The sequence below is a fragment of the Thermogemmatispora sp. genome (genome assembly GCF_019683635.1).
Classification (GTDB): Bacteria; Chloroflexota; Ktedonobacteria; order Ktedonobacterales; family Ktedonobacteraceae; genus Thermogemmatispora.
This window is the reverse complement of sequence record NZ_JADGIA010000003.1, coordinates 16,379-39,147: the sequence shown is the minus strand read 5'-3', so window position 1 is coordinate 39,147 and position 22,769 is coordinate 16,379. Positions and strand designations below refer to the sequence as shown.

Below are 22,769 nucleotides of genomic sequence, written 5' to 3'. Positions count from 1 at the left end.
TGTTAAGGAGTCTCTATGACGTCAGCGGTCATTGTCTGTGACAATCTGGTCAAGATTTATAAGGTGGCTGATCTGGAGGTAGTGGCCTTACAGGGGCTGGATCTGGAGGTCCAGCCCGGCGAGATGCTGGCTCTGGTCGGCGTTTCCGGCTCAGGCAAGACGACCTTGCTCAATATCCTGGGTGGCCTCGACAGTCCCAGTGCCGGGCGCTGTCTGGTGGCCGGCTACGATCTGGCACGCCTGAGCGAGCGACAGCGCCTCTTCTATCGACGCTTTGTGGTTGGTCATGTCTGGCAACAGAGCGGGCGCAATCTGCTGCCAGAGCTGAGCCTGCAGGAGAATATCGAGCTGCCGCAGCTCTTAAGTGGGGTCGCGCGCCGCGAGCGTCTTCAGCGGGCACGTGAGCTGCTACACCTGATCGGTCTGGAAGCGGCTGCCCGGCGCCTGCCAGCCCAGATCTCAGGTGGAGAGCAGCAGCGCGTAGCTATTGCCGTGGCTCTGGCCAATCGGCCCCAGGTCTTGCTGGCCGATGAGCCGACGGGAGAGCTGGACTCGCAGACGGCGGGCGAGATCCTCCAGCTGTTGCGCCGCCTCAACCAGGAGCTGGGCCTGACTATCGTCCTGGTGACCCATGATCCGGCTCTGGCCGCCAATGTGGACCGGGTGATTGCTATTCGCGATGGACGTACGAGCACAGAGACCGTGCGCCGTGAGACACCGCTGCCGAGCATTCCCTCTCATGTGTCCGCGGCCAGCGCGGTGATCGCCTTGCCCAGCAAGACCCACCGCGAGTCGGTGCTGATTGACCGTGTGGGACGGCTTCAGCTTCCCAAGGAGGCCCTGGAGCGGATTCCTTTTCATGGACGCGCTGAGATTGTGATTGCTAACGACCATGTAGAACTCTGGCCCGTCGGTAGCCTGCTCAATGGAGGACCAGCAGTAGGTGCGAGCAGCTTCGAGCCGAGGGAGGAGCAGCCGTAATGGAAGAGCAGCTTGACTTTGATCAGCGTCCCCTCCGGGGCAGTCGAGCTTTTCAGTCGCCGGTGCCGGCGGTGGTTGAGGCATACAACGTCAGGCGGGAGTTTCGTAGCGGTCAGAGTGTGGTGCAGGCCCTGCGCGGCGTGACGCTGCGCATCGAGCCAGGAGAGTTTGTGATCCTGCGTGGACGCTCCGGCTCGGGCAAGACCACCCTGCTTAATATTTTGGTCGGTCTTGACGATCCCACCGAAGGTGAGGTGATCTTGCTCGGGCAGCGCTTGCGCCACCTGAACGAGCAGGCCCGTGCTCGTCTGCGTCGGGAGGCCATCGGCATGGTCTTCCAAAACGCGCATCTCTTCCCATCGTTGACAGCTCAGGAGAATGTCGAGGTGCCATTGCGCCTGGTGCATATGGAGTCGAAGGAGCGCCGCCAGCGGGCACAGGCAGCCCTGGAGCGCGTGGGGCTGGCTCACCGTCTGCGCCATCGCGGTCTTGAGCTGTCCGGCGGCGAACAGCAGCGGGTGGCCCTGGCCCGAGCTTTGGTACATGAGCCGCGCTTGCTTGTGGCCGATGAGCCGACGGGCAACCTGGATACGACCACGGCCCGCGCGATGATGCAGTTGCTGCGGGAGGTGGCCCATGAGCGAGGGATCGGCCTGCTGATGGCTACCCATGATCCCGAGGCCGTGATGCTGGCCGACCGCGTGCTTGAGATCTCAGATGGAGTCCTACGTGAGCCAGGTTGGCAGCTCTAGGAGAGGAGGTAGAAGTCGATGGCCACCACCGAGCGCAGCTCGCCAGTACAGAGACCCTCATCTCAGCCACCAGCCCCACCACGGCGCGGCAGGCCAGCCCCTGTCTTTTCCGTCTTACGCCTGGCCTGGTGGCGTACACGGAGTAGCCGCGGCCTGTTGCTGGTTGCCGGGCTTGGCATGCTGGCCGCAGTCATCCTCGCTGCTTCAGGACCGCTCTATTCGACGCTGGCTATGACGGCGAGCTTGCGGGCAGTCTTGCTGGCCAGCCCCCAAAATCGCGCGGTGTTCGTACAGGCGACAACACAGCAGATCAATGCTGCTGTGCTTAGCCCTATCACCGACGCTATCGATCAGGATGTCCATCAGTATCTTGGCCCTTACGTCGGACCGTTGCACCTCTCGCTCGATGTTCCCTGGCAGAAGGTGGTGGCACGCGATGGTCAGCGCTTGAATCCCGCCGTTGATGACCTGGCCCTTTTTACACAGCCTATCAGCCAGGCCGCTCAGCACCTGACCGTCGTCTCGGGCAGCTTGCCCCCAGCACTGACTGCGGATCAGGCACGGCGTCAGGTGACCGCCACAGGGGCCAGCCTGGCCATCGCCCTCAGCCAGCAGGAGGCCCAGCGCTGGCAGGTCCACGTCGGTGAAACTCTGGCTATTCAGCTGGTCTACGATTTCCCAGGCTTGACCGGTAAGGTTCCTTCCAGTTGGCGCCGCATTCGCACGCTGACGCTCCACGTCACGGGGATTTTCGCCAACCAGTACCACGGGACCAGCCTGGACGAAGATCCGTTCTGGCATCAGGAGACGTTCCTGAGCGCTGATCATCAGGGGGTGGGCCTCAATGGAGAAGGGGCGGACTATACGGCGTTGGCCGATACCACTACCCTGGTGACGGTGCTCGATAGCTTCTATCAACAACTGCAAGGCGAGCAGAATCCCGCTCCTCTTACGACTCAACCAGTGCTCTACTGGCTCTATGAGCTGCAGCCAACACGCATTACGATCGATCAGCTCTCGGCCCTTACCACCGGTGCGCATAGTCTGCAGCTCGACGTGGCCAACCGCAGCGCTGAGGATAGCCCGGCTGCCCTGACGCAGGAGCCATTTGTGACAGGCACAACGGTCTCCCTGCCTTCTGATACTCTCTCACAATATCAGAATAGTATTGCCTTGGTAAGCATACCAATCACTGCCATCCTGGTGCTCATCGTGGCGCTGTTGCTCTTCTTCGTGAGCGTAATAGCCGATTTGCTGGTCGACCGCCAGAGCGAGGCGATCGCTGTGCTGCGCAGCCGCGGTTTGAGCCGCAGCCAGATCTTTGGCCTTTTTGCCTGCCAGGGCCTGCTGCTGGGCGCGCTCGCCCTGCTGTTGGGCCTGGGTGGAGCCGGGTTGCTGGTGCAGTGGTTGGCTGCTCGTCTCTTACCAGTCACTAGCCCGAGCGTCTTGAGTCTGCTGTCCCAGGATTGGCATTCTCTCCTGTCGTCCCTGGGCTGGCCCGCAGGACTGACTGCTCTTGCCGCTCTGGGGGCTTTGCTCACCGGACTCTGGCGCCCGCTCCGCTCGAATGTCGTCAGCCTGCGTCGTGAAATGACGCGAGCAAGCCATCGTCCGCTCTGGCGCCGCCTGCATCTCGATATCGTTTTCTTGCTCCTGATGCTGGCTGGCTACGGCCTCTCTCTCTATTTCGTGAACAGCAATGTGCTCGATGCCCGCCTGCGCCTGCTCTTGCTCTCTCCGCTCTCACTCCTCGGTGCAGTCTGCTTGCTACTAGCCGCCATCTTGCTATTTTTACGCCTTTTGCCACACATGTTGGCCCTGGCCAGCAGACTGGCAGCGAGACGGCGCGGGGCTGCTCCTCTACTGGCAGTGGCTCAACTAGAGCGCTCTCCGCGCCAGCCGGCGCGCATGACCCTGCTGCTGGCCCTGGCGACAGCCTTTGCCATCTTCAGTCTAGTCTTTCTCAGCTCACAGACGCAGCGAGCCTCGGATGTCTCCACCTACACGGTAGGGGCCGACTTCAGCGGGCCATTGGCTTTCACCGGTCGGCTGGACGATCTAGGGGATCTGACTAGCTCCTATCGACACCTGCCCGGGGTACTGGCTTCCTCCGTTGGTTTTGCCACCACCGCCAGCGCTGGCGGCTCTCTGCAGCTCCCCATTGCCCTGCGGGCCATTGATAGCGCAACCTTTGCGCAGGCAGCTCTCTGGCCGCGGCAAGGCTCCGACCCGGCGCTGCCTACGCTGATCGCCCTCTTGCAGGCCCGCCGCAGCTGGGGCGAGGCTCATCACCTGGTACCGGCCATCATCGATGAAGCTGCCGCCCAGTCGTTGCATCTCTCCACTGGCTCAACCCTGGCGCTGACAGTGACCGCGACTCCCGGCTCGCCACCCATCGAGACCTCCTTTGTAGTGGTCAACCAGGTGCAGGCGATCCCTACTGTGCTTTCCAGTCCCCAAGGCAATATCGCTAACGGCATTCCTGCCGGGGGTGTCCTGGTCGACTACCGGACTTACGCGGATATTTTCGAGGGACCAGCTCTCGCCGCTGGCAGCGACCTGCTCCCGCTCAACTATGTCTGGCTGCGTACCTCGGAGAATGCCGCGGATCTGCGACATCTCCGCTTTCTGCTGACTAACAGCGATGTAGAGCTAACACAGGTCTATGATCGGCGCGCTTTGTTAGAGGAATTACGCTACGAGCCGCTCTATCTTGATCTCCTGGGCCTGTTGACACTCGGCGTAATCGCCGCTCTGCTGCTCGCACTCGTCGGGAACCTGCTAGCTTCGTGGCAGAGCACCCGCAGCCGTCTCCTACAATTTGCCGTGCTCCGCGCCCTGGGTAGCAGTACCCGCCAGCTCGCCACGACGCTGGCCTGGGAACAAGGGCTGATCTACGTGATGGCGATTGCCCTGGGAATCGTCTTCGGCCTCGTACTCGTCTGGTTGGTGGTACCAGCACTGATCTTCACCGGCGCCCCGAGCACTAGCTCCAGCTCCTCTCTCGGCGGTACCGCCCTCTACGTCTCGCAGCGTGTGCCCGCTGTGCAGCTCATTTTTCCACCGACTTTGCTCGCATTGCTGGCCGCGTTAGCTCTCATCTGCTTACTCGCGCTGATCTTGATTGTATCGCTGGTGACACGCCTGACCGTGGCTCGCACCCTGCGCTTGAACGAGGATTAGTCACGGACAGCAGGGCCACGCCTCCTGTGGACAGACAGGCTGCAGCACAGGAGAGCGGCCCCAGCAGCGTAGATAGCACCCCGCCCAAATGAGGCGAGCGCGGGCCAGCCGGATTGCCTCCGGTCCCGGTCCCGCGCTCGCACATGGCTCCTGCCAATCGCCAACGGCACTCTTCCTAGTCCTTAGCCCCTCCTTGGGCAGGAGCAGCAGACATCTGCTGTGTTTCGCTTGCCAGCGTAGCGGCCTCGACGTCATGGATATAACGCCGACCACGCAGCAGCGAGGCTACTGCCGCCAGCAGGCAGAGCACGAGCGAGAGGTAGAAGACTGCCCGCAGACCGACCATGAACGGCGAGGCGATGAGATTGGGGAAGAAGTCCTTCCCAAGCAGATGGGCACGCTGCGCCGGGGCGATGTGCTGCAGCACCGCAGCCGGCAGCAGGGTGGCCATCGGGTTGTAGCCCAGGAAAGCGGCGAAGAGGGCCGAGGTAGGCGGCAGATGGGCAATCTTATCCGCCACCGCCGCCGGGACCCCAGCAACGGTGAGACCCGAGGCCAGCGCTGGGGGCAGAGCCGTGGCCAGGCCAATGGTCACCACGCTAAAGAAGATGCCAATGCTCATGACTGTGGCCGAGTTCTGGAAGGTCGAACGCATGCCAGAAGCCACGCCGCGCCTCTCCGCTGGTACACTATTCATAATGGCCGTCGTATTAGGGGCCGCAAACATCCCTTGCCCAATGCCCATCAGTAGCAGAATCAGCGCAAACCAGATGTAGTCGAAATTGGCTGGCAGGAAAGTCAAGCAGAGGAAGCCCAGGGCCTGGATGACCATGCCCAGAGTCGCGAAGAGACGCGCCCCAAAGCGGTCGGACAGCCAGCCGCTCAAGGGTCCAAAGGCGATAAAACCAATCATGAGGGGCAGCATGTAGATGCCGGCCCAAAGCGGCGTCTCCTCAAAGCTGTATCCGTGCAGTGGCAGCCAGATTCCCTGCAACCAGATGATCAGCATGAACTGCAGGCCACCACGTGCAATGCTGGCTAGCAGGCTGCTCAGGTTGCCCGCGGTGAACATGCGGATCTTGAAGAGGTCCAGACGGAACATGGGATCGCTGACGTGCAGCTCGACGAAGACGAAGGCCACCAATAGAATGATCCCGACCACAATCGCCAAAATGACCAGAGGATTGGTCCAGCCCATCGGCTGATTGCCGTACGGTTCAAGGCCATAGGTGATGCCAATCAGTAAGATGGTCAGGCCCAGCGCAAAGGTAATGTTGCCCAGCCAGTCAATCTTCTGATGGCCCCGAATGGTGGCTGTCTCGCGCAGCATCCAGTAGGCCCAGACGGTTCCGAAGAGGCCAAAGGGCACACTGACCAGGAAGACAACTCGCCAGTTGATGGTCGCCAGGATGCCGCCTAGAATCAGGCCGATGATGGAGCCGAGGATCGAGGCAATCTGGTTGATGCCCATCGCCATGCCTCGCTGATGCGGCGGGAAGGCATCGGTCAGAATGGCTGTGCTATTGGCAAAGAGGAAGCCACCGCCCACACCCTGGATAAGGCGGAAGATGATCAGCTCCAGAGCCGCTGCGTTGCCTTTGCCTGGCGTTAAGAAAAGGAGGATGCTCCCCAGGGTGAAGATGGCAAACCCCAGGTTGTACATACGGACACGCCCGACCATGTCGGAGATCCGTCCAAAGGTCACCAGGAGCGTGGCCGTGACAACCATATAGCCTAGCAGCAACCAGAGGAAATAGTTGGTCTCCCCAGGCGCTAGCGGGTTGATGCCGATGCCGGTGAAAATCGCCGGGAGCGCAATGAGCAAGATGCTGGAGTTGATGGTCGCCATCAACATGCCCAGCGTGGTGTTCGATAGCGCAATCCACTTGTAATGTGGACCAAGCTGGGGCCGCTCTCCGCTGATCTGTACCTGTTGCTCTAATGTCTCACTCCGTGCCATACCGCTCTCGCTCACCTTCTTCCTGCTCTACATACTCTTCAAACGATACATTTCACTTTATGAATACAACAACCAGAGAAAAAGGCCGCCAGCGTTGGGGACGGCTTTGAGCAATGCCTGTGAAGGGCGCCAGCCCGGTCCGCTCCTGGTCCTGCCTGGTGCCCGGGGCTGGCGCCGCTCTGTGCCGCTTCACGTCGTCCTTGCTGGCCGCCTGACAGAGCCTCTCTAGACCCTGTCCGAGGCTCGCTCATAAGGAGGGCGCAGATCGCCGGGGCGTCCACTGTAGGGAGCCAGACCCGCCCCTGGACCAAGCTCCTGTTCCGGCACGTTCAGACGGCGCGCTTTGCGTTCTAGGGCCAGTACAATCAGATCGACGGCGCTATCCAGATCGAGCACATCGGTATTGACCACCAGGTCATAGAGATGCGCATCGGCGGGGTGCCGCCGATATTCAGTCTGCAGATAGCGCTCGCGATCATGATCCTTGCTCTGGATACGCGAGCGCGCCGCGTGCTCATCCAGACCCTCACGGCGCATCACATAGGGTACACGCCTCTCCAGCGAGGCCACAATGCGCACATGCAGGACATCTCGCCGCTCTCTCAGCACAACTTGGGCCCCGCGCCCGACAATAACGACGTGCCCAACGGCAAAGGCTCCCCTGATGACGCGATTGACGGCTTCGCGATATTCGTCGGGATTGGTAAAGAGAGCTACTGGTGTACTCTCATCGTAAATGGCCGGATAGACCGCTGGCGCAATACCCTGCATGCTGGCGAGGATGCGCGAAAGGAGGCTCTCGACATGCTCATCACGTGCAGCAGCCTCCTCCTCGCTGACCCCCAGCTCCCGCGCCACCTGGACCACAACTTCGTGATCCACCAGATGCCAGCCTAAGCGCTCAGCCAGTCTTCTGGCAATCTCACCCCCACCGCTGCCATATTCACGTGAAATGGTCACGGCTCTCATCTGGTCAATGCTACCAGACTCTCCGCTCATACCCTTCCTCCTTCGCCTGGCCGCCGTGCCAACGCTCCCCAGGCGCCAGCACCCGGAAGCGACCGGCCTTTAATTCGATATTCAAATTATCTCACTTACCAACTATACTACATTCAAACTAAATGATCAAGGTCAGCGATTCCGGCAGTTGAACAACGGGGATGCAAGGAGCGAGCAGGCGCAAGGAGCGGAGACAAGCGGGCAGGGCAAACATGATTGTGGCTGATGACAGTCCCGGCCCGAGCCGAGGAGCGGGCCGGGCAGGGAGCCTGGGCAGGCAGCAGGCAGAGTCGAAGGCGCATCGCGCCCTCTCTCACTGCGCTGTGGGGCTATACTCGTAGGCCCCGATATCGCAGGCTCCCTGCTGTGGTCGTCGCAGGCCGCGCTGATCGATCGCGACATCGCAGTCGGCGGCAGGAATACGGTTGATCGCAGGACTACCCGCCAGCAGGGCATGTGTCTGTGTGGGTCCCCCGTTGGCACGCAGCAGTGGATCAATGTCGAGTGGGGTCGAGCCAGTGTCGACGAGATCAAGATGGTGACGTCCAGAAGGGTCGAGAAATTTGGCCCCAGAGGCTCGCTGAATGAGGTTATAGCCTCCGCTCGTCACCTGCCCCAACAGGTCAGGGGCCATGTTAGCAGTATTAGCGGCCAGCAGGGAGTTCAGGAGTGTAACCTGTGAATCCTGTCCCTCTCCACTCCCTGGTAAGATGAACAGGCCGCCTCCGGCAGCCGCGTGGTTGCCATAGATAGTGCAGAAGTCGAGCCGGCCATCGCTCTCGTTGATGAACAAGCCGCCTCCAGAGCTTCTCCGTTTCCCCTGTACACTATTACCCGAAAGCGTGGAATTGACCAGCGTGAGCATAGTCTTCTGAACGCCCGAAGATCCCGAAGATGAAGACAGAGAGAGCGCTAAGAGGCCTCCACCTTCGGCATCACTGGCTGGGGCCTGGGCCTGATTGTCTGCCACGGTACTGGCCGTCATGACCAGGCTACCTGTAACCCCGATGCCGGCGCCAATGGCAGCCTCTTTGACCGAGGAGGTCGAGATCACCACGTTATGGCTGACAGTACTGTTGCTGATCGTCAGCGTCCCTTCGGCAAACACGCCTCCTCCCGCAGCGCGGTCATCCTGACTACTGGCACGGTTGCCACTCACCGTGCTCTCCATGATGGTCAGCTGCCCTCCTAGCAGGAAGAGGCCCGCCCCGACAGCGAAATGGGCCTGCACCTTGTTGTTGCTGACCAGCGTGTTCTTAAGAGTTACTTTGCTTCCAGAGGCCTGTAGACCTGCGCCTGCCGCGTCCTGAGCTGCCACGATGCTGTTGTCAACCAGGCGCGTGTTGATGAGCTGAACGGTGCTATTGAGGGCGAAAATGCCGCCGCCGAAGGCACTTTCCTGGCTGCTGACCTGATTGTCAGAAACGTTGCTGCCGTTCAGGGTCAGGCTGCCTCCGAGGCTGACGATAACCGCTCCTGCTGCACCGTTGCTGCTGGTCCCACTATCCTTAACGCTATTGCCCGTAATCTGGCTCGCGTTCAGAGTGGCCTTCCCTCCATTATTGAGAATAGCTGCGGCGTGGGCCTCAACTCCGCTGGCCTGGACATGCGTTATGGTGCTCTGTAGCAGGGTCAGATTGCCTTGCTGGCTATTCTCGATCGCACTGCCTCCGGGCAGGGATGGCCCATTGCTCTCGCTGACGGGGGAAATGGTAATCTGAGCAATGCGGCAGCGTTGCAAGGTCAGATTCCCCTGATTGAGGAAGAAATCACCTGGGCTTGGCTGTCGCTCACTGAAGCTGAGGTCGCTGAAAGTGACACTTGTCCGAGCCAGAATGCGGATGGCATAGCTGGCTTCGAGGCCCGGCTGGCCGCTAATCGTGAGTTTGGCAGCTCCTGGCCCCCGAATGGTGAGGCTCTTGCCGATATCGAGATTGTGCGTGAGAGAGAGAACACCGGTCAGGCCAGGCCGCACGCTAATGGTCTGGCCAGGCTTCGCTTCAGCAATGACCTGTCGCAGCGAGCCTGGTCCGTCGTCCTGGAGCGAGGTCACCTGCAGTGGCGCTACCTGCTGATAGAGCAGCCAGCTAGCAGGAATGAGCAGGCCCAGGATGAGAAGAACGACCAGCGCTAGCCTGACCCGCGCCAGTGTTCTGGCTCTCCGACTGGCGCGCAGAAACATCGCTTCCTGGAGACTCAGCGAGGCACGCTCTTGCCAGCGCAAGGCATCTTTGAGCTGCGAACCGCGGTAGAGGCGGTCCCGCGGCTTGCCGCGCCGCCACCATTCCTGCACATCAGCGCTCACCCTCTGTTGCAGAGGAAGATCTTCGCCGGCCTGACGCACCCAGTCCACCAGCTGTGGCCATTCCTGCAGCAGAGCCTCATGACTGACCTCTAACATCACCTCCCCCGCCCGGCGCTCGACCGTCAGTAAGCGCGCGGCCACAAAGGCCTCGTACGTCTCCTGCATCAGACGAGTCTCCTGCTCATCTGGGAGCGCCAACTCACTCTGGCGCGCCTGGCGGCGCATGGGAGCCTGACCCTCTCGTCCTGGCTGCACCAAGCGCAGGAAGAGCTGGCGCGCCAGGAAGCGATGGCGATCTGAGGGGAGAGAAGCGTAAGTGGTCTCGGCGTGGCGGGCCAGGGCGCCACGTACTCCTCCAATGGCCTCGTAAGCGCGCCGCGTGAGACGGCTACCGCGCCGCTGCTGAAAGAGCTGGTCCAGGGTGAATTCCAGCAGAGGCAGAGCACCGGGCTGGTCACGGATATCCAGGAGCAAGTCGGCCACCAGATCTTCATCGAAGACCAGCTGGACATCGGGCAGCAGGGCTGGCTGTTCGATGACGGCCCGCAGTTCATCAAGGGTCATAGGCCCTATCGGACAATGCGCTGGTCCCTGCAAGAGCTGCGCCAGGGACGGGTAGGCTAGAGGCCGATCGTAACAATCAGCGCGCAGTGTGAGGAGGAGGAGCAGCTTACCATGAGGGATAGAGACCGCGGTGGCGATCAGATCGATGAAGCGCCTCCGCTCAGCTTCGGCTACTTCGGGAGTGAACAGTTCTTCGAACTGGTCAATTACCAGGACAAGATAGGAATGATCAGGGGCCAGGGTGAGGGCCAATCGGTGCAGGGCGGCGCTATCTCCCTGGACAAGGGCCGTGTGAATAGTTTCCTTCTCTTGCTGGTTGCCGCCGGCGGCCAGCACCTCCGCGAGCGCCTCTAGTGGCCGATAGGCTGGCCTGAAGGCGGAGAGATAGCGCCAGTTCTCACTACCTGGTAGCGCCCCAGCTTGCAGCCGGGGGAGCAGGCCAGCCATGAGAAGGCTCGATTTGCCAACACCGATGCCTCCGATGAGAGCCAGCAGGCGCGCAGAGGAGGACTGAGCCGGGTCCTGGCCCAGCAGAGTGGCGAGCCGCGCGAGTAGCTCCTGCACGAGCCGCTCTCGTCCAAAGAAATCACCCTGGTCCTCCTGAGTAAAGGCTCGCAGCCCCTTGTAGGGATTGCGCGCCTTCCCTTCCTCTTCCAGCGTAACTATGGCTTGCTTCTGACGCTGCCTTCCCCACTGTCCATCTTCAATCTGCTGTATAATCTCATCCAGGGCTTGTCGATAGCGGGCACCGCTTCCATCGCTGAGGAGGGCCGGCGGCACCATCTCTGCCAGCGGCCAGGTGCTCCCAGCCGGGGGCGCTGCGCCTACCAGGAGATAGCGCACTGGACGCTGATAGAGGTGGGCCATCTGCAGAAGCTGCTCAGAAACAGGCAGGGCCTGATCCTGGGCCGTAAGTCCTACCAGCACGAGCTGAGCTGCACGCATCACCTGTCGGAGCTTCAGCTCATCAGCTTGCTCATAGCGCTGCGCCATGATCACGGTCAGACCACGCTCCTGCAGCTCTTGCTGAAGGCGCTGGCCAATGGGAGACTGCTCATCTTGGATGGCCAGAATCACGCTCCAACTGTGTTGAGCGTCGCCAGCCCGTGAACGAGACCGTACCTCTAACGGTCGCCAGGTCAGGCTTTTGTCGATCTCCTCCCTCGACATCGCCTCACTGACAGCCTTCCCCAGGGCGCGGGCGAAGAGGATGATGGCCGGATAGCGGTCCTCCGCTTTTTTGGCGAGGGCACGGCGAATGACACGGTCGACTGACTCCGGCAGTGCAGGATCATGCTCACGCAGCGCTGGTGGCTCTTTGGTGAGGTGCTGGTTCATCAAGTCAGCAGCCCCACCCTGGAAAGGTCGCGCGCCACACAGCAGCTCATAGGCCATGATGGCCAGGGCATACTGATCACTGGCAAAGCTTGGCCGCCCGCGGAATTGCTCGGGAGCCATATAGGGCAGCGTACCAACTGGTGCCGACTCGCCAACCCCTTCTTTCCTTAACAGCGGCAGAGCAATCCCGAAATCGCTTAAGAGCAGCCCTTTGCTCCCAAGCAGGACGTTCGCCGGCTTGACATCCCGATGAACAATATTCCGATCGTGGGCATATTGCAAAGCGCCTGCCAGCTGGTAAACGTAGCTGACGACGGTAGGAAGAGGAAGACGCGTACCGCGCGGATGCCTGTCGAGTAGGGTCCCTTCCGGCAGGTACTCCATGACAAGATAGGGCAGACCACGCTCGATGGCAAACTCATGCACAGGCACGATGTGTTCGTGGCGCAAGCGGGCTAGAATCTGGGCTTCGTGCAAAAAAGCCTGCTCATCTTCTTCTTTCAGAAGCTGCGTGAGAACTTTGATCGCAACCTGAGTTTTCAAGTAGAGATGCTCGGCCAGATAGACCGCCCCATATGATCCGCTGCCTAGCAGGCGAATCAGGTGGTAATTGCCAAGTCGCTGGCCCTGACGCATCATCGCCAGGCTCCTCCATTGTTTCCAGGTAGGCCCCAATGATCAGTCAAGAGTGAAAGATCCCCTTCGCACGCTCATTGTGTCTGATATGTTCAGCACATGAGCCTGCAAGAGAAGGTTACTCCTCTTGCTTGCTATTGTCAAGTGATCCAGCTCACAGAAGATAATCACCTTGAGAGGATCTCGCACGGTCAGCTCTTTCCAGGCTTTCTCACGGTTTCAGCGGGTCTTTCCCGGGTCGAAGTGTGTCACACAGAAATTTGGCATGATTATTGCTTCAATTGAAGAGTGTCAGCCAGGGCAGGAAAAGAGTGCCTGCCCTGACTTCCGGTCCAGGATGGACCTGGAAGCTGCTTCTTCGATCAATGTGAGTCACAGATGACCATTTGACCGATCAGTCAAAGCCGAACAGAACAAAGGAGAGACTCCATGGGCAGCAATACGCATGATGCAGCACCACCCGACTCTGTGCACTGGCACGCTGCCTGTGCCTGGTTCTTCCGCCTCGGGCGCTCTGGCCTGCTGGCGTTCCTGCTTGTCTGTGCGCTGCTTCTTTCTAGCGGTTCCCATCAGGCGAGAGCGGCAGGTACGGCGCCCAACGGCCCAGGCTACTCCTCTATCTGGGCGCCCTCGAACAAGGCTTTCCTTGGCACCGCTGCCAACACTACTAGCGATGTCTGGTTCACCGGCTACAACGGCATCATCAGCGAGGTCTTCTTCCCTACTGCCGATACGGCCAACACCACCGATTTGCAGTTCCTGATCGGCGACAGCGGCCATACCTGGGTCGACGAGGAGAAGGTCGCCACCACCTCCACTGTCCAGCTCTACAATGCCCACTCGCTGGCCTGGCAGGTGACGAACACCGCCAACAACGGACGCTACCGCATCACGAAGATCATCTACACCGATCCTGCTCGCAATTCGCTGATTCAGCAGGTGACGTTTACCGCCCTCAGTGGCACCCTCTCGAATTACCTGCTCTATGTCCTTTATAACCCGGCCATTCACAATGCCGGCAACAACAATACCAGCTCGACCCAGACTTACAACGGTCGCACAATGCTGGTGACAACCGATAGCTCAGGTAACTATGCCAGTGCCCTGGCGGCCTCGATCCCCTATGTCTCCGGCATGACCAGCTCAGGCTTTGTCGGGGTCAACGATGGCTGGACCGACCTGAAGGCCTCTAGTAACTGCGGCAGCAGCACCTGCCCAGACTATACGATGAGCTATACGTATAGCCTGGCCAGCAATGGCAATACGGCCCAGACAGGCCTGCTCGATCTCTCCAACGGCGGCAGCGTCAATACGAGTACCGCCACCTCGATCACCTTTAATCTCGTCCTCTCCTTCGGTCAGACCAGCGGCAGTACCTCCGCTGCTACGGTCGCTGAGCAGACGCTCAATGCCACCTTGAGCGATACCTCGAACATGCTGGCGACCTATGTCACCCAGTGGAATAGCTTCGATAACAGTCTCACCAGCCCGCCAGCCGTCGGCAGCACGACAGCGATCCAGCAGGCCCGTCAGCAGGAGTACTACCTGGCTGCGAATGTGCTGAAGGCTTCGCAGGATAAGCAGACAGGGGCCTTTGTGGCCGGCCTGGGCGTTCCCTGGGGTGACAGCAATGGCGATAGCGACGCCGGCTATCACCTGGTCTGGGAGCGCGATATGTACAAGATCGCTAGCGCCCTGATTGTGGCCGGCGACAGCGCGGACGCCCTGCGGGCCGTGCAATGGGCTTTCAATACTCAACAGCAGTCCGATGGACACTTCCCGCAGAATAGCTATGTCAATGGAACACCCTACTGGAACGGCATCCAGATGGATGAGCAGGCTTTTCCGATCATCCTGGCCTGGAAGCTCGGCGTGACTGATAACAGCACGTTTGTGAACCACATCAAGAAGGCCGCCGACTATATCGTCAATAATGGCCCGCGCACTGGCCAAGAGCGCTGGGAGGAGAACAGCGGCTATAGCCCGTCGACAATCGCGGCAGAGATCGCCGGTCTGCTCTGCGCCGCCGATATCGCCCGTATCAACGGAGATACGACCGATCAGACGCGCTATACCAATGCCGCCGATTATTATCAGGGCATGGTCCAAAACTGGACCTTCACGACCACTGGACCACTGGGGGGCGGCTACTACTTTGAGCGCATCGATGGCAATGGTAACCCCAATGATGGCGCCTCCATTACGATCGCCAACGGCGGGGGCACCTACGATGAGCGGACAATTGTGGATGCCGGCTTCCTGGAGCTGGTGCGTCTGGGAGTGATGCCGGCCAACTCGCCCTATATTACGCTCTCCTTGCCGGTGATCGATGCCACCATCAAGGAGACGATCAATGGCTACCCTTACTGGTTCCGCTACAACCACGATGGCTACGGTGAGCATAGCGATGGTTCGAACTACAATGGTACGGGCATCGGACGCCTGTGGCCAGTCCTAACGGCTGAGCGCGGGATCTATACCATCGCCGCCGGCGGTGACGCCGATCTCTACCTGAGCGCGCTCATGGCCGCGGCCAACGCCTCGGGCATGATCCCCGAACAGATTTGGGATGTGGCCGCCCCTAGCGGCTATACACCCGGTACCCCAACGAAGTCGATGAACCCGCTCAACTGGGCAATGGGCGAGTATATCGTCTTGCTTTTCTCTGAGGCCAATCACCGCGTGGTGGACATGCCTTCGATCACCTACAGTCGCTATGTGACAAACGCTTACCAGCCTCATAGCGGCTGGGTGGTCGACTATGACCCCAATCAGCTCCATCCCGGCAAGGCACTGACAATCTACTATAACGGCTGGCTGGCCTCACATACCCATGTCTATATCCGCTGGGGCGAGAACGGCTGGCAGAACATTCCTCCCGATGCCGCCCTGGTGAAGCGCAGCGATGGCTTCTGGCAGGTCACGATCAGCGTGCCGACCGATGCCACCCAGATCAATTTCGCCTTCCATGACGACGCGAATAACTGGGACAACAACGGCGGCGGGAACTGGAATGTTCCTATCACTGCCTGAGCAGGCCGGCCCCGCCCAGTGAACAAAGGGAGGGCCGGGCCTGGCTGTGGCTGATCATCGGCAGCAGCGCGGCCCGGCCCTGGATCAGGGTCCAACTCGTTGGCAACGCTGGCTAGATATTCTCCCTTTCCCCAACGAGCACTGTTGGCCCTGGTAGGGAAGGAGCGAGGGAACTGCGCCCACTTCACTGCCTCAGTGATATTCCCCCGCTCCTTCCTTCTCTCGCTGGCGCAGCTAGCTCCTGGCGAATGAGTAGACGCGCCACCCCTTCATGCAGAAGAGCATGGCACCGAATTCAAAGAGTGTAAGGAGGAACACCAGGCGATGCCAGCTCAGCAGAGTTTCTAGGGCACTGGCAGATACGGGCGCATCATCTCGTTATCCTCGTGATCAAGGATGTGACAATGCCAGACGTAGCCTGGCCCCTGGGTAGGATCAAAGGGATAGAGATTCTGGCCCGGGCTAACCTCATTGACTGGCGTCGTGATCGGCGCCCAGCGCACGACCAGGCGCGTGACCTGGCCGGGATACATCTTGATGGTGTCTTTCCAGCCATCCTCACCAGCGTCAGGAGGCAGCAGCGGGCCACGCAGATACGGCGTCACATCGGGATTGCCACCCAGCGCTCCCCTGGCGTTTGGCCGGCTATAGGGCAATGGAGGACCATAGCCCGGAATAAAGACCCCCGGTGGGTACTGTACCGGCCCCCAGGAACCATCTGGCCGAAGACCGTTATAGGTCCCCCCAGGAAAGAGTGAGTCGTAACGCGCTCGATAGCCCTCGATATCCAACGCCTGGCGATTGAGCAGCTGGAACTGGACAAGATGAATGTGAATGGGATGAGCATCCTCAGTGAGGTTCACGACCTCCCAGATCTCAGTTGCCCCAACACGCGGCAACTCGGTCAGGTAAATCCCCTGCCCCTGCCCGTCGGGCTGAGACCCAGGCAATGGCTGACTGCTCCCCTCGCGCATACCGCTCCACTTGGTGTTATTGACCAGCACCTCGACAGGCCCGCCCGGTCCTTCTACCTCAACAAGCACCAGCTGCCGTCTGATCGCAGGCTTCACTCCCTCCGCCAGCATGCCCGTTCGAGGATTGGCCAGGCGCACCAGCGCAGGCGGCTGGTTGATGCCTCCCCGCAGCGGCAGGCCGCTGGCCGGATTGTAGGTCCTGTCCGTCTCTGACAGGGGCAGCGAGACCCGAATCTGCATGATTCGCCCGTTGGTGGCCGGATCAGGCGGGTCACCGTCAGGGAAGGGCGCAGGCGCGCTGTTGATTAAGAGCAAGGTCCGACCAGCATAGGGGGCAAAGTCAATGATCACATCGGCTCGCTCTGCCGGGGCCAGCAAGAGCGACGGCGAGGCCCTATCTTGAGGGTCATTGAGCTTGCCTGGCCTGTCAAGCAGGCCTCCATCCGTGCCAATCTGCCAGAAGATCGGCCCTGGCTCCTGGCTCAGGGCATCTATCAGCCGCATCTGGAAGAAGCGCGCATTGGCCGCATTCACAAAGCGAAACCGATAGCGCCGTGGCTCTACATTCAGATAGGGCCAGGCTTTCCCATTGACAACAATGACGTCGCCAAAGAACTCGGGAATCCAGTACGGATGAATCGAGGGATTGGGCGGCGGCCCATTGAGGCCAGTCGGGTTGTCGGGCGGCGTACCGTCGGGGAAGAGCAGCTGACCGCGCGTGTCAAACTGGCGATCCTGGATCATCAGCTCGATTTCCTGAGCGCCGCTCGGTAGACCAAGGGGATTGTTCGGCTGCCCTGTATCATAGGCATCGCGGATCAGATAAAAGGCCGCCAGTCCAGAGAAGAGTGTGAGACGCGTCACGCCAAGCGTGTGATCGTGGAACCAGAGCGTCGTCGCCGGCTGTCCATTCGGATACCAATAAACCGCGGCATTTGGAGCCGTCGGCACATAGCTGCAGTAGCCTCTGCCGTGCCGTCCATCGGAGGTAAACCAGGCTTCGGGAGCGCCATCAAAGGCGGACGGATCTTCACCACCGTGGAGATGAACCACCGTCGGAAAGGCCCCGACAAAGGGCGCGGTCGACCCCATCTGCTCCAGTGGATCAGCCCAGTGAATGGTTTGATCCACTGTCAGAAGCGGCAAAAGCTGCGCTTGGGCCGGCAGTGGCAGCGCGTTGACATAGGTCACCACCGTCGGCACTCCCTGCTTTGCCTCAACCGTGTAGCCAGGATAGTGCGGCGGACGCCCGTCCACCTGATAACCCCAAACATAGGTACCGGCATTGAACGGCGGACTGAGGCGTGCATAGAGACTGGCCGGTAAAATGCGCTGTTGAAATTCAACCATGCGCACCTGAAACTGAGAGGTGTTGACCCGGAAACCGCTAAAGGTGGGCAGCGGCTCAACAAACTGTGGAATCTCGGCCCCCGGTAAGGGTGTCTGAGCAGTCTGAACTGAGCCTGAGACGCGCGAAGCCGTAAACAGTGAGAGCGGGAAGAGGCTGCCAAGACCCAGGGCGACCCCAGCCTTGAGTAACTGTCTGCGAGTTGCCATATGCTGATGCTCCTTTCCAAGGGTCCTCCTTCGATACCATGAAGCCCTTGCAAAAGACGCGAGCTACTAAGGAGCAGTCTCAAGGCCCGATAGCAAATGAGCTGGCCCGCAGCCCTTGATCTGCGCAAAGGAGAGGGGACCGAGCAGCACTAAAGGCATACTGATGCTGAGGCGAACGCTGTGAGGAGCGGCAGAGCCACCGTCACCAGGGCAGGGCAGTTGCCGCGGCGCGAGAAGAAGCCTGCGCCATTGTGAATAAGCGTCCGTTGCTTGTCTCCTCTGTTCTCATGGGGATGCTCCCGCGAAATCCTTTCGCGCAAGGCCAGGCTTTGAAGCGGGGATTGCACAATAGATGCGTTGACTATCCATTGTAGATGGAGGGCATCAATGCCCTGCAGGCAGGTCAATCAGAACCTCTTTTCAAGAAAGCTCACACCCTCTTTCTATTAAGCTAGATATCACCAGCATCTCAATGGAGAATCCTATCGTCCATCGATAGTGTAAGGAAACCATCACCTTCTGTCAAGAGAATGTTTTCTTTCTCTCTTTCAGAGTGCTAAAAAAGGCTTTATCGACAACACAAGGCTTTCAGCATAAATAAAAAGCCAGCCGCGGCAATCAGCCAGTTGGGTCGCTGGCTCTTCTCAAGCTCTCCGGGGCAATTAGCCATAAATGGCCATGCTTCTGGAGGTGGGAGCGCTGCAGGCCATTCCCCTCTTTATCGAGCGCTGCTCCTCTGATAATAGAATACCTGTGTCGGCAACAGACAGAGCTAGCGGCGCTCTTCCGCACCGCTCGCCCCGCTGCGATGCCCCAGTTTGCCCTGTGTCACTAAAGTTCCCAGCACCTCCATGATGATCCGTCCAGCAAGCAGAGCTGTCAGATCGGCCACATCATAGGGTGGGGCGACCTCCACCAGCTCCATGCCCCGTAGACCTTCACGTGCCGCCAGACGTACCATTCTGAAGACCTCACGTGGTAGTAATCCCCCTGGCTCGGGCGTCCCCGTGCCCGGGGCAAAGGCCGGGTCCACCACATCAATATCAAAGGAAAGCCAAACCGCCCTTGCCCCCTTCCAGGCTACCTCTAGAGCGTACTCCATCACGCGCTCGATGCCGTAGCGATCAATGTCATCGAGCATGATCACGGTTACCTGCCGCTCATGAGCCAGGCGCATTCCCTTCTTAGAACCGGTCCAGCCGCCGATACCGATCTGCACCAGGTTGGTCGGGGGAACATTCGGCAGCGTGGTGGCGTGAAAGAAAGGCGAGGCATGCATGCGCTCGTCATAGGTTCGCTCGCTCAAGTCGCTGTGCCGATCGAAGTGGATCACGCCCAGTCTGCCCTCGACGTGCGGCGCGACTCCGCGGAGGGTAGCGTAGCCGATGGAATGATCGCCGCCGAGGACAACCGGAAAAGCTCCGCGTTCGGCAATGTAACTGATGGCGGAGGTGATCTGATCAAAGCTTTTTTCGATGTGAGCGGGAATGACCTGGATATCGCCGACGTCGACCATCACGAGGGCCTCATGCAGGTCAACGCCCCGCTCGGGATTGTAGCCATAGCTGAGAGCAGAGGCACGACGAATGGCCGCCGGCCCGAAGCGCGCGCCTGGCCGGCAGGTAGTACCGCTGTCCAGGGGCACGCCAACGATGACCACATCCTGCCCCCCAAGCTGCTGCATATCGCGAAGAAAGGGCACCTGCAGAAAGGTAGCCTCCCCCGTCCCTCCGCCTAACGTCCAGGGTTCGCGCCGAAAGAGGGTGAGGTTGCGATCCTCAACGCTGGCTGCCGCCTCCAGTCCATAACGCCGGGCTTGCTCTCGCCGCACGCTGACCTCCGCCCCCTCCTGCTGCTGAGCCTGCCAGCGCATAGCCCATGTGCCCCGCAGGTCCTCGCTCCGCAGTTTCTGATGCCCCTCTTGCTGTTCACCACGATCGCTGCTCGCTCTGTCCACCATGATACGACTATCCTTTCCAGTTTCCGCGCAACGAGAAATAAAGTCCTCTTCCCTTTGAAGTGAGAATCTCGGGAGAAGATCACCGCTCCAGGAGACAAAGAGAAGCCGCTGCTCCTGGACAGACTCAGACCAGGATCTGCCCGACGAGCTAACGGGCCGCGCAGCGCGCTCTGGTCGGGTTGGCCCGCCGTGCTGCTCGTCAGCAGGCTAAACGACGGGCCACAGATGCTCACGAGGCAGCGCGCCAGGCCAGAGCGCGTACTGGAGAACCATCAAGGCCCCGCAGCGGCAAGGGTAGGAAGGAACACTGATAGACGACGCCGCCAACTAGCCGATCCAGGCGCGCCAGATTCTCGACAATGAGTACATCATTGCCCAGCAAGGTAGTATGAGCATGCCGGGTACCCTGCACGCTGGAATCGACGCTGAGGGCATCGATCCCTACCAGCGAAGCGCCGGCTTCGACCAGCAGCTGCGCAGCCTCTGGGGAGAGATAGGGATGGCGTAAGTAGCGCTCACTCTTCCAATAGAGGTCCCAGCCAGTGCGCAGCAGCACCGCCCCGCCAGCTGGCAGCGCCTTCAGCTGAGGCCGCAGTTCCTCCACGGAGATTGGCGTATCCTCTCCACATCCTTCCAGGGACACCACAATGCCAGTGAGCAGGAAGCGCTCCGGGGGATACTGCGTAATGGTCTTCCCCTCCGGCATCAGATGAGAAGCGGCATCAATATGGGTACCGGTATGCGTCCCCAATACCAGGCGCGACACCTGCCAGGGAGGCTCGGTCTCCACCGCCTCAACAATCGGCTCCGGATCACCAGGGAAGACCGTCATTCCCTGCTCGATTGCATGAGAAAGGTCGATGAATTGCATTAGATTGACCTTTCCCTCCTTTCGCATGCCAGTTGCTTTTTATTATCCCTCACCGGTTGATTGTTCTCGCTCTCCCTCTCAGTCTTACCCGCCGTTCGATCACGCCGACCGGCTCTCACCTGGCGGCACGACCAGCTCAACCTCTTGTGAGAAGGACTGGCACAGATCCTGTAGCACCTCCTCAGGCACTCCAGGTCGGGGGCGCAGCAGATAGCGCGTCTTTATTTCGACGCCGGCAATGCGCGTCACGTCGGCCACCGCCTGGAAGCCAGCCACTTCGATGCCACGCCGTGAGGCATAATTACTGGCGTCAGCCCCTATCCAGAGACGGCGCAGGCCCTGCTCTCGTAATACCCTGGCCATATAGACGAGCAGAGCAGGATAGAGCCGTCGGCCACGGTATGGCGGCAAGGTGGCGCAATCCCAGATATAAGCCCTCCTTGCCCGGAGGCGAATCGTGAGTCCCAGCTCACCTATCTCCTCCTGATTGACGGAGACCCAGCCATAGGAAGCCAGGATTTTTCCCCCGTCCAGATAGGCCACATAACACTGGCACCCGCGAGCAAAGCGCTCCATTACTACAGCGGGATCGGCCACCTCCATCGCCATCGCCAGCTCTTCAGCACGCTCCGGGCCAGCCTGCAGAAAAGTAGCTGGTAGCCGCGCCGGCAAACTGGTCGTGATCGGACGGTCAAGATCGAGAGACCAGAACGTTCCTGTGTGTTCCACAACGGAAGCAGCCACATGACTCATCGGGTGCGCGCCTCCACTCCCTCTTCCACCGCCGCAGGCGCGCGTCGCTGACTGAGTTCGGCAATTGCTTCAGCTAGATGCTCCTCTTGAATATTGTACGCCCCCGCCGCTATACGCAGCTTGTGAGCCGTCGCCAGCACATCGGCGATGGTATAGCCCTGCGGCGGCTCAAATTTGTAGCAGGCCATCTCCAACAGTTGCCCGTTTGGATCACGGAAGTAGATCGAGTCCATAAAGCCGCGGTCGATGTTGCCTGTGTTCCAGATGCCGCGCTCGTTGAGTCGCCGGGCGACCTGATTGTAGGTGGCACGCGAGACCGTGAAGGCCAAATGATGGAGGTTTCCAATGCCCTCGGGATTGGGGGTCGGATCATTGGCCCGGTCTGGTCGTACAAAGAAGGTGATCAGACGCCCATCACCAGCATCAAAGTAGAGGTGGGTCTCCTCCGGCACATCAAGATTGGGCTGCTCCATGATGAGGGGCATGCCGAGGAAGTCCCGGTAGAATTCGATGATAGCCTCGCGATTGGAGCCAACAAAGGTAATATGGTGAACTCCCTGTACCTGAAGTTTTGCCATGTCTCACTTTCCCTGACAGTGCAATCTCGTGTTTACCAGCTTGCTATATTATATTCTCAAGGAAAGATAACTTGCGAGATCAACTATCTGCGGATCTGGGGAGCGCTCCCTCCCCACGAGAAAGCTCACGCCGGCCAGCCTTAGACAGGCCCAGATCAGGCGGAAACGAAGGACTGCTAAGGCCGCCTCTGGTCCAGCACTCGCCTGGCCAGGTAGAGCTGCAATCGGCGGATTCACTGCCGCGTCCAGCAAAACCTGGATAGCAGCGATGAGAGGGTCTCGGTGCGACTGGTGGAAGATATCTTCGAGATAGGAGCTAGCAACT

At 60.0% G+C, this 22,769-nt stretch carries 12 protein-coding genes; 4 read left to right on the top strand and 8 right to left on the bottom strand.

What is annotated here, in order from left to right:
* The first annotated feature begins 15 nt into the window (after positions 1-15).
* Genes IRZ31_RS00855 through IRZ31_RS00845 form a run of 3 tightly spaced genes read left to right on the top strand, consistent with a single transcriptional unit; the run spans position 16 to position 4,916 of the window.
* Complete coding sequence (locus tag IRZ31_RS00855) at positions 16-981, top strand: ABC transporter ATP-binding protein (protein WP_297148522.1); 966 nt, start codon at positions 16-18, stop codon at positions 979-981.
* Complete coding sequence (locus IRZ31_RS00850) at positions 981-1,733, top strand: ABC transporter ATP-binding protein (RefSeq protein ID WP_297148520.1); 753 nt, start codon at positions 981-983, stop codon at positions 1,731-1,733. Before IRZ31_RS00855 ends, IRZ31_RS00850 begins: the two co-directional genes overlap by 1 nt.
* An 18-nt stretch (positions 1,734-1,751) precedes the next feature.
* Positions 1,752-4,916 (top strand): ABC transporter permease, encoded by a 3,165-nt coding sequence (locus IRZ31_RS00845; protein WP_297148518.1) that lies wholly within the window; start codon positions 1,752-1,754, stop codon positions 4,914-4,916.
* A gap of 175 nt (positions 4,917-5,091) precedes the next feature.
* Here IRZ31_RS00845 and IRZ31_RS00840 read toward each other — a convergent pair whose 3' ends face one another.
* The 3 genes from IRZ31_RS00840 to IRZ31_RS00830 form a co-directional block, all read right to left on the bottom strand.
* Positions 5,092-6,876, bottom strand: coding sequence for an MFS transporter (locus tag IRZ31_RS00840; RefSeq protein ID WP_297148516.1), 1,785 nt, complete (start codon positions 6,874-6,876; stop codon positions 5,092-5,094).
* 225 nt (positions 6,877-7,101) lie between these two features.
* A complete protein-coding gene (locus tag IRZ31_RS00835; protein WP_297148514.1) occupies positions 7,102-7,875 on the bottom strand; it encodes a cytidylate kinase-like family protein in 774 nt (257 codons plus the stop codon).
* Positions 7,876-8,188: 313 nt separating this feature from the next.
* On the bottom strand, positions 8,189-12,721 hold the full coding sequence (locus IRZ31_RS00830) for a protein kinase (protein ID WP_297148511.1): 4,533 nt from the start codon (positions 12,719-12,721) through the stop codon (positions 8,189-8,191).
* 426 nt (positions 12,722-13,147) lie between these two features.
* Between IRZ31_RS00830 and IRZ31_RS00825 the strand changes: the two genes are divergently transcribed.
* Complete coding sequence (locus IRZ31_RS00825) at positions 13,148-15,751, top strand: glycoside hydrolase family 15 protein (RefSeq protein ID WP_297148510.1); 2,604 nt, start codon at positions 13,148-13,150, stop codon at positions 15,749-15,751.
* A 344-nt stretch (positions 15,752-16,095) separates the two neighbouring features.
* Here IRZ31_RS00825 and IRZ31_RS00820 read toward each other — a convergent pair whose 3' ends face one another.
* The 5 genes from IRZ31_RS00820 to IRZ31_RS00800 form a co-directional block, all read right to left on the bottom strand.
* A complete protein-coding gene (locus IRZ31_RS00820; RefSeq protein ID WP_297148508.1) occupies positions 16,096-18,282 on the bottom strand; it encodes a multicopper oxidase in 2,187 nt (728 codons plus the stop codon).
* 772 nt (positions 18,283-19,054) lie between these two features.
* On the bottom strand, positions 19,055-20,242 hold the full coding sequence (gene speB, locus IRZ31_RS00815; protein ID WP_297148505.1) for an agmatinase: 1,188 nt from the start codon (positions 20,240-20,242) through the stop codon (positions 19,055-19,057).
* A 229-nt stretch (positions 20,243-20,471) separates the two neighbouring features.
* Positions 20,472-21,113 carry a cyclase family protein gene (locus tag IRZ31_RS00810; RefSeq protein WP_297148503.1) on the bottom strand — a complete coding sequence of 214 codons (642 nt, stop codon included), beginning with the start codon at positions 21,111-21,113 and terminating at the stop codon, positions 20,472-20,474.
* A gap of 99 nt (positions 21,114-21,212) precedes the next feature.
* The gene (locus tag IRZ31_RS00805) at positions 21,213-21,866 is read right to left on the bottom strand and encodes a GNAT family N-acetyltransferase (protein ID WP_297148501.1); all 654 of its coding nucleotides are present in this window, start codon (positions 21,864-21,866) and stop codon (positions 21,213-21,215) included.
* On the bottom strand, positions 21,863-22,444 hold the full coding sequence (locus IRZ31_RS00800; protein WP_297148499.1) for a VOC family protein: 582 nt from the start codon (positions 22,442-22,444) through the stop codon (positions 21,863-21,865). Before IRZ31_RS00800 ends, IRZ31_RS00805 begins: the two co-directional genes overlap by 4 nt.
* Between the last annotated feature and the right edge of the window lie 325 nt (positions 22,445-22,769).